Genomic DNA, 9,147 nt, shown 5'->3' with positions numbered 1-9,147 from the left:
GGTCTGGACGAGCAAAAAATAGATGAAATTTTGGCTAAAAAGGAGCATTTTTCGCTTATCATCGGCGAGGATCTTATCCGCACGCCAAATAGCGCCACGTTTGCGCGTCTAGCGGGCTTGGTGCAGCGCTATACGCCATTTAAGGTGCTAGTGGTGCCGCCGCGCACGAACAGCCTGGGCGTTGCGCTCATCTGCGAGCTTAGCGCGCAAATGAGCGCGGGCGAGACGCTAGGCTACAATGAAGCGGGCGATATTAGCTTCGGCGTGCTGGAAGCGGATCTGGACGCGCCTAGCTTGGTGCAGCAGGAGGGCACGTTTACGAACTACGACAAGCGCGTAGTGCCCACCAATGCGGCGCTTGATTACGGCGGATACGAGCTAAACGACATCGCCTGTGCGCTTGGGGTTTGCGCGGAGCACGCGATCGGCTATACGCCTAGCTTGGGCGCGGATTTTGAGCCGATTAAATTTGACGATTTAGAAAATTTCTACGACAACGGCGGCGCAAACCACCGCGGATATGAGCTGCGAAACGAGGAGCTCGCCGCTAGCGAGGAGGAGTTTGAAATTTCGCTTTCAGCGCCGATTAGCGCGGGCGAGGACGAAATTTTAATCTATGAGGCAAATCCGCTGCATCAATTCAATAAATTTAGCGGCGCAAGCAGCGCTCTGGGCGAAGCGGGCGCTCTGTATCTAAGCCCTAGCATCGCCGAAAGCTTGGGCGTGAGCGCAGGCGACGTCGTTAAAATTTACCAAGCAGACGATGCGGGCCATAATGAAAAAACTAGCGACGCAGGCGACGAGAACGTCTCAAACGGCGTGGAATGCATGGAAAGAATGGATCGAGCAAGTAGCGCGAGTAAAACGGACAGCGCGTCAAATTTAAACGATACGGGAGGCTCAAACGGCGCATTAAATTTAAGCGCTCCAATCGCAATAGACGCAGAAAAAATAGATCGTGCGAGCGTGCGTAAAAGTGGCGATGCGCTAAATTTGAGCAGCTTCGTCGTAAGCCGTGCCGAAAAAGCTAGCGGCGCGCACAAAGTCGGTACCTCTGATAATGAAAATAGCGAAAACGGCGCGACTGAGCTCATAAATTTAAAATGCGAAATCGTCGCTAGCGTAAAGATCGATCCAGGCTTTAGCGGGGCGTATCTGCCGTATTTTGACGAGAAGCTGCGCAGCGAGATATTTTTCAAAACCTCGCGCTACGCAAGCGTAAAAATCGAGAAAATTTCAAATTCCAAAGGAGAGGGCAGATGAGCGATAGTGCATTTTATTTCGTAGCTACCGTCTTAAAGGCGCTCGTGATTTTAGCCGTCATCGCGCTGCTCTCGGGGCTTGCGACCTACGCCGAGCGCAAGGTACTTGCCTTTATGCAGCGCAGGATCGGGCCCTCTATGGTCGGGCCTGCGGGGCTTTTGCAGGTTGGCGCGGACATGATAAAGCTTTTTACCAAAGAGGACGCGATCCCTGCGCGGGCGAATAAGCTTCTTTTTAAAATAGCGCCGATAATCTCGGCTACGGGCGCTTTCGTGGCGCTTTCGGTAGTGCCGCTACTGCCGGAGTTTACGATCGGGGGGCGGACGATCCAGCCGATTTTAAGCGATATAAATGTGGGAATTTTATTCCTGCTCGGAACTAGCGGCACCTGCGTTTACGGATTGCTGATCGGAGGGCTTGCGAGCTACAATAAATGGGGCACGATAGGCGCGTTTCGCGCGTTTTTGCAGATCACCTGCTTTGAGGTGATAAACGGCCTTAGCCTGATCCCTATCGTGATGATCACGGGCTCGCTCTCGCTCATCGACATCGTAAGCGCGCAAAGCGGCGGCATCGACAAGTGGTTTATCTGGAAAGAGCCCGTCTGCTTCGCGCTCTTTCTCATCGCAGCCTTTGTAGAGTGCAACCGCACGCCGCTATGCCTTACCGAAAACGAAACCGAGATCGTAGCGGGCGCGGGTACGGCGTATTCGGGCATGCGCTGGGGTATGTTTTTTATCGGCGAATACGCCAATATCATAACCTACTCAGTCGCTACGACGCTGCTGTTTTTGGGCGGATTCAACGCGTTTTGGTTTATCCCTGGCGGCGTTATGATGGTATTAAAATCAAGCCTCGTGTTTTTCTGCTTCCTATGGGCTCGCGCGGCGTGGCCACATCTGCGCCCCGATCAGCTGATGGGACTTTGCTGGAAAGTCTGCATGCCGTTAGCTCTTGCTTGCGTGCTAATTACCGCGCTAGCGATCGTTTAAGGAGGGTTGCGATGGCAAGATACGCCCAGATCGATAAACGAGCCCCTATTAAATCCGGCGGCGATAAGCTGCGCAGATTCCTCTCCCGCACCTTTCGCGGCGAGCTTTTCGTGGGGCTGTGGGTGGTGCTAAAAAATATGTTTAAGCGCGGCGGCTCGCACACGCTTCGATATCCTATGGAAAAATTTGTCATGCCGCCTAGATATCGCGGCGTGCATAAGCTCATGCGCCTGCTTGAAAGCGGCAGCGAGCGCTGCATCGGATGCGGCTTGTGCGAGAAGATCTGCGTGGCGAACTGCATCGCGATGGAGACCAGCCTCGGCGCCGACGGTCGCAAAAAGGTAGATAACTACTCGATAAATTTAGGGCGCTGCGTCTACTGCGGGCTTTGTGCGGACGTCTGCCCCGAGATCGCTATCGTGCACGGCTGCGAGTACGAGCTTGCGAGCGAACAGCGAGCTTACTACGGCTTCAAAGAGGATCTTTTGATTCGCGGCGAAAATTTATGTCTAAACGGCGCGGTGCAGGAGTTTGCGGGCTACGGCAGCCTGGATGAAAACGCGGGCGCGCGGATCAAGATGACGCCGAACGCCTATATAAAAAGCGACGCCGCAAGCGATGAGCTAAGCTTAAAGAGCGCGGATTTAAATTTAAAAAGCGCCGCGGAAAGCTCCAAAAAAGAGGGTGTCGCTAGCGATAAAATTCTATTTTCAGGCGCGGACTTAAGTGGCGAAATTTTATCCGAGCGGCAAGACGCCGGGCGGGCAAGCTTAAAGGAAAGTTCCGCCGCGGACGCCGAAAATTCTAAAGAAAATTCCGCGGACGCCGAAAATTCTACGCTTGATTCGGCGCGGAATTCCAAAGAAAATTCCGCCTCTCAAAGCGCCGAAGATTCCGCCGCGCAGGGGGAGGAGCAATGATACAAACGCTTGCATTTTATTTTTTCAGCGCGGTTTGCCTGGCGCTTTTCGGCATCAGCGTTTTTAGCAAAAACGTCCTTTACGTCCTTAGCGCGCTGGCCGCCGGCATGGTATTTATGAGCGGATTTTTCTTCTTGCTGGATGCGGAGTTTTTGGGCGTAGTGCAGATCATAGTCTACACTGGCGCCGTGATCGTGCTTTACGGCTTCGCGCTGATGTTTTTGGGCGCGGATAAAAACGTAAGCGAGCCGAAAAAGGGGGCAAGGCTATTTTTCGCGCTTAGTGGCGTGATCGCATTTTTGCTCGTGATTATCGTGCTCGGCGCGGTGGTCGCAAACAACGTAGAAACGCTTAAAATTTTAAACACCGACGATACCGAGGCGCTTGGGATGATTATCTTTACGAAATATCTGGCGATTTTCGAGCTTGTAGCCGTGATGCTGCTAGTGGCGATGATCTGCGCTATCGTGCTTGCGCATAAGCAGATGGACGCGAGCCTGAGCTACGAAGAGAGCGAGGGATAAAATGGGTCTAAATCACTATCTGATCGTCGCTGCGATGATGTTTGGGCTCGGGCTTGCGGGCATGATGAAGCGACGGAATTTAATAATGCTCTTTTTTTCGAGCGAAATTTTATTAAACGCCGCAAATTTGGCCCTCGTCGCCGTGGCGAAATTTTACGATAACATAAACGGCGAAATTTTTGCGCTTTTCATCGTCGCGATCGCCGCGAGCGAGATGGCCGTGGGGCTTGGGCTGCTCATCTTGTGGTATAAGAAAACGGGCAGCATCGAACTTGACAGCTTCGTAAATTTTAAAAATCCTTCTAAGGACGGGCTGGATGCTTGATACCGTTTTTGTATGGCTCTTAATCGCCCTTTTCGCACCGCTTGCCTCGGCGATCTTCGCAGGCGTTTTCATTCGCGCCAAAGATAAGATGTTTATTGGCGTAATCTGCTCGGCGCTGGTGATTTTAAGCACTATCGCGTCGCTTGCTTTGATGGAGCTCGTCTCTGACAACCGCCTAATCAGCGTAAGCTTAGCCGATTTCATAAGCACGGGATTTTTGGACGCAAAATTTAGCTTTCTCATAGATAGCGTAAGTGCGGTGATGATGGTGGTCGTAGGCATCGTTTCCAGCGTCGTGCACGTGTATTCGATCTACTATATGTGGGATGATGAAAACTTCTCTAAATTTTTCAGCTTCCTGGGGCTTTTCGTATTTTCGATGCTGGTTTTGGTAACGAGCGATAATTTTTTAGGACTTTTTATCGGCTGGGAGGGGGTCGGACTCTGCTCGTGGCTGTTAATAGGCTTTTGGTACGACAGGAGCAATTACAGCTGGTGCGCCAACGAAGCTTTCATAATGAACCGCATCGCAGACCTTGGGATGTTGCTTGGAATTTTTCTGATCTATTTAAATTTCGGCTCGTTGCGGTACGAAGTTGTATTTGCGAACGCAGCGGGCTTGGAGCCTGAAATTTTAACCCTGATCGCCGCACTTTTATTTATCGGCGCGATGGGCAAAAGCGCGCAGTTTCCGTTCCATACCTGGCTTGCCGACGCGATGGCGGGTCCTACGCCCGTATCCGCGCTTATTCACGCAGCGACGATGGTTACAGCGGGCGTTTATCTGGTAATCCGCGCAAACTCTATTTTCGCGCTCGCTCCCGAAGTAAGCGGTTTTATCGTCTGCTTGGGCGCTTTCGTGGCGGTCTTTGCGGCGTCGATGGCGCTGGTTCATAACGATCTTAAAAAGATCATCGCCTACTCCACGCTTTCGCAGCTTGGCTATATGTTCGTAGCCGCGGGGCTCGGGGCGTATTGGATCGCGCTATTTCATCTGGCGACGCATGCGTTTTTCAAGGCACTTCTATTTTTGGGTGCGGGCAACGTAATGCACGCGATGAAAGATGATCTAAACATCCAAAATATGGGCGGATTATATAAGTTTATGCGGCCGACGGCAATTTTAATGTGCATAGGCTCGCTCGCGCTTTGCGGATTTTATCCGTTCGCGGGCTTTTTCTCAAAAGATAAAATTTTAGAAGCGGCGTGGAGCGCGGACGCGTATTTTATCTGGGCGCTGCTGTTTGCGGGCGCTGCGATGACGACGTTTTACAGCGTGCGTCTGATAATGCTCGTGTTTTTCGGCAAGCAAAAATTTACCCACCATCCGCACGAGGCGAAAGGCTTTGCCCTCATCGCGATGGGCGTATTAGCCGTGCCTGCGGTGATCGCAGGCTTTTTCGAGCACGATTTTGCGGAGTTCGTGCTTAGCATACTTCCGGGCTTTAAAGCTTCGATCCCGCACGGCGTAGAGGTAATTTTGATCGCCCTAACGCTAGCGATGATAAGCGCGGTGGCGATCGGCACGATTTGGACATACGGCAAGGGTAAATTTAGCCAAAATTTAAAGAACTGCAAATTTTGTAAAATTTTGATCGCTCAGTATTTTATCCCGCAAATTTACGAGCGCGTGATCGTGCGCGGATACGCTAAGCTTAGCGAGATCTGCGCTAAATGCGACGGCGCGATCATAGACGCCAGCGTCGATCTGATCGCTCGCATCGCGGTAAAAGGCGGCGAAGGTGCGGATCGCGCAAGCAATAGCGGAGATTTGAGCGCAAATTTAAGGTGGATGGTTTTGGGATCTTTCATTTTGCTGATTTTGGCGTTTGCGCTGTGAGGTGGGCATGGAATACTTTTTAAGTTTGGTTATATTTTTCCCGGCGGTAGCTGCGGTTTTAGGCTTTTTGATCGACGAAGCGAGCATCAAGACCTACGCCGTTACGATGAGCTTTATAGAGTTCGTGCTTTCGCTCGTTTTGTGGATACTCTACGAGCCGGTGGACGGCATCGCGTTTAGCGTGCTGCACCCTTTCATAAGCGAATACGGCATCAACTACTTCATCGGCGTGGACGGAATTTCGCTGTTTTTAGTGATCCTAAGCACGCTGGTTACCTTTTTGGCGCTGCTTAGTCTAAGCATTAAAGAGCGCGCCAAAAATTTAATCATCTGCATTCTATTTTTAGAGATGACGATGGTGGGCGTTTTCGTGGCGCTGGATGCGATTTTGTTTTACATCTTTTGGGAACTTTCGCTTATTCCGATGCTCTACATTATCGGCGCGTGGGGCAGCGGCAAGAGAATTTACGCCGCGGTGAAATTTTTCATCTACACCTTTCTAGGTTCGATGTTTCTACTCGTAGGGCTCGTAGCGATGAGCTATTTCTACCACGAGGCTACGGGAGAGTATAGCTTTAATATCCTAAACTGGCAGAGCTTGTCGCTGCCGCTTAGCACGCAAATTCCTCTATTTTTGGCATTTTCGGTCGCTTTTGCGATCAAGACGCCTTGCTTTCCTTTTCATACCTGGCTTCCGTATGCGCACGGGCAGGCCCCTACGATAGGCTCGGTTCTGCTTGCCGCGGTGCTTCTTAAGATGGGCACATACGGCTTCGTGCGATTTTCGCTGCCGCTATTTCCCGACGCGAGCGTGCATTTTAGCGGGATGATGTGCGCCGTAGCGATCGTTATGATCATCTATGCGAGCTTCATCGCCTTTGCGCAGAAGGATATCAAGCAGGTTATCGCGTATAGCTCGATCGCGCATATGGGCGTCATAATGCTAGGAATTTTTTCAATGAGCCGCGAAGGAATGAGCGGCGCGGTATTTTTGATGATAAGCCACGGTATCGTAAGCGGCGGGCTTTTTATGCTCGTAGGCTTTTTATACGACCGCAGACACACGAAGCTTTTCAGCGAATTCGGCGGGCTTGCGCGCGTGATGCCGCTTTATGCGTTTTGTTTTTGCGTCGTGCTGCTAGGCTCGATAGGACTTCCGCTTACGATCGGCTTCGTGGGAGAATTCCTAAGCCTTGCGGGGATTTTTAAAATAAGCTTTAGCTATGCGCTTTTGGGCGGGCTCGGCATCATAATGGGCGCGATCTATTCGATGAATCTTTATAAAAAGACCTTTTTCGGCGCGCTCGTGCATGAGGAGAATAAAAAGCTAAGCGATCTAAACAGAACCGAGCTTTGCTCTATCGTCCCGATCTGCGTGCTAGTGGTAGTGCTCGGCGTCGCGCCGAATCTGATGTTAAAGAGTATCGAGCCTAGCGTGACGCAAAGCCTTGAGTTGATGTTTAACAAAGCCTCTCAGACTGCGACTCGCGCCTATATGGAAAAAGCAAATTTTAAGGTAAGAAGCGATGCAAAATAATCTTTTAAATTTAGCCTCGATCGCGCCTATGGCGATACTCGGAGGGTTTGCTCTGCTGATGCTCGCGGTTTCGCTTTTTGCGCGCACGCTATCGTATAAATTTTACGCCGTCATCACGATACTGGCGCTAGCTCTGGGCTTCGGGCTCGTTTTTGGATACAACAGCGGCATACACGGGCTTTTCGACGTGATGCTAGTGGACGGAATCGCGATGCTATCGATGCTTATTATGCTCGCAGGCTCGATATTTTTCATCTTTCTATCTTTGGGTGCAAGAAGCGCGCACGAGTACCACACGGCGGAGTTTTTCGTGCTGTTTTTATTCGTGCTTGTGGGGTATGAGTTTATGGTCGCGAGCGAAAGCTTAATGATGATCCTCGTTGGGCTTGAGACGGGCTCGCTAGCGCTTTATACGCTAATCGCGCTGCATAATCGCGCCAGATCGGTCGAAGCGGCGCTAAAATACTTCATAATGGGCGCGCTGGGATCGGGCTTTTTCGCATTCGGCGCGGCGATGTTTTTTCTATCGACCGGCTCTATGGAAATTTCAAACATCGCGCAGATCGCCAAGAGTTCAAATTTACAAACCAACGTCCTGCTTTTCGCCGCCTGCTCATTTATGATCGTCTCGATAGGATTTAAGCTCTCGCTGATCCCGTTTCACACCTGGACGCCCGACGTTTACGAGGGTGCGAGCTCGGCTATGGCAGGCTTTTTGTCCGTCGTGCCCAAGATCGCGGGCTTTGTCGTGGCGATCAGGCTGTTTGAAGCGCTGCAAAGCATCGGCGTGCAGTGGCTAAACATCGTGCTCTACGCCGTAGCGGTGGCTACGATGAGTCTAGCAAACCTCATGGCGCTCGTGCAGCGCGACGTCAAGCGGATGCTCGCTTTCAGCTCCGTTTCGCACGCAGGCTTCGTGCTCTGCGCGATCGTGATCGGCTCGACGCAGGCAAATGCGGCGCTTTTCACCTACTGGATCCTATACGCCGTGGCGAATCTCGGGGCGTTTGCCTTCATCTGGTGCGTACGGCAAAGGCGCGCGCGCTCGTTAAATTTAAAATTTAAAACCCAAAACTCCGCTTTAAATTTAAATACAAACGGAGAGGATGAGGAGAATTTTATCTCAAACGCAAAGCTCTCTTTTTCGCAAAATCACGAGTTAGGTTCTACTGGCAAGTTAAATTTAGGCGCGAACGGGCAAATTTCAGCCTGCGCCGAGTGGAGCGTTAAAGCGAGCGAGCAAAATTTCAAAGAAAACGAGCAAAATTTTAAAGAGAGCGAGCCCGGCGCGGAAGTGAGCCTTTTCGGCACTAAAACTTGCGAGCCCGGCGCCGAAATTTGCGCGCAAAGCTCTAAATTTACAGCTCGCTTCGAGCATCCGTTTGAGAAATTTGACGGTCTGATCCGCACCCATCCGCTCTTTGCGATATGCGCGGCGATCTTTATGCTCTCGCTTGCGGGTATTCCGCCGTTTAGCGTGTTTTGGGGCAAGATGTATCTGCTAAGCGCCGCGGTCAATTCGGGCTACTTTGCTCTCGCCGTCATCATGGCGGTAAATAGCGCGCTCGCACTGTATTACTATCTGCGCCTCATCGTGTGTATGTTCTTGCACGAGCCGCGGGAGGATGCGGGGCTTGACGGCTCACTGAGCGCGGTCTCGGTGCAGATAAAATTTGCCGTCGTACTAGCTAGCGTGGCATGCGTGCTGGCGCCGTTTTTAGTGAAATTTCTAACCGGCGCGGTAAA

Annotated in this window: 6 protein-coding genes and 2 pseudogenes; all 8 read left to right on the top strand. The window is 51.5% G+C overall.

Going from position 1 to position 9,147, the window contains the following annotated elements; all coding sequences use genetic code 11:
• Positions 1-1,263, top strand: a pseudogene (locus Q0140_RS05565) (hypothetical protein); the annotation flags it as partial.
• Positions 1,260-2,255, top strand: a complete 996-nt coding sequence (gene nuoH / locus Q0140_RS05560; RefSeq protein ID WP_297962662.1) for an NADH-quinone oxidoreductase subunit NuoH — start codon at positions 1,260-1,262, stop codon at positions 2,253-2,255. The pseudogene Q0140_RS05565 and the gene nuoH, both read left to right, overlap by 4 nt.
• Before the next feature lie 11 nt (positions 2,256-2,266).
• Positions 2,267-2,851 (top strand): annotated as a pseudogene (nuoI, locus tag Q0140_RS05555) (NADH-quinone oxidoreductase subunit NuoI); the annotation flags it as partial.
• A 320-nt stretch (positions 2,852-3,171) separates the two neighbouring features.
• Entirely contained in the window at positions 3,172-3,699 is a 528-nt protein-coding gene (locus Q0140_RS05550; protein ID WP_297962661.1) for an NADH-quinone oxidoreductase subunit J, read from the top strand.
• Position 3,700: 1 nt separating this feature from the next.
• Complete coding sequence (gene nuoK / locus Q0140_RS05545; protein WP_297962659.1) at positions 3,701-4,024, top strand: NADH-quinone oxidoreductase subunit NuoK; 324 nt, start codon at positions 3,701-3,703, stop codon at positions 4,022-4,024.
• A complete protein-coding gene (nuoL, locus tag Q0140_RS05540; RefSeq protein WP_297962657.1) occupies positions 4,017-5,864 on the top strand; it encodes an NADH-quinone oxidoreductase subunit L in 1,848 nt (615 codons plus the stop codon). The genes nuoK and nuoL overlap by 8 nt, the downstream gene beginning before the upstream one ends.
• A 7-nt stretch (positions 5,865-5,871) precedes the next feature.
• Complete coding sequence (locus Q0140_RS05535) at positions 5,872-7,401, top strand: NADH-quinone oxidoreductase subunit M (protein ID WP_297962655.1); 1,530 nt, start codon at positions 5,872-5,874, stop codon at positions 7,399-7,401.
• On the top strand, positions 7,391-9,147 hold a 1,757-nt coding region (locus Q0140_RS05530), incomplete at its 3' end, for an NADH-quinone oxidoreductase subunit N (RefSeq protein ID WP_297962653.1). The genes Q0140_RS05535 and Q0140_RS05530, both read left to right, overlap by 11 nt.

Source organism: uncultured Campylobacter sp. (genome assembly GCF_938045405.1).
Taxonomy (GTDB): Bacteria; Campylobacterota; Campylobacteria; order Campylobacterales; family Campylobacteraceae; genus Campylobacter_B.
Note: the sequence above shows the minus strand (reverse complement) of the source record. Positions and strands in the feature narration are given on the sequence as shown.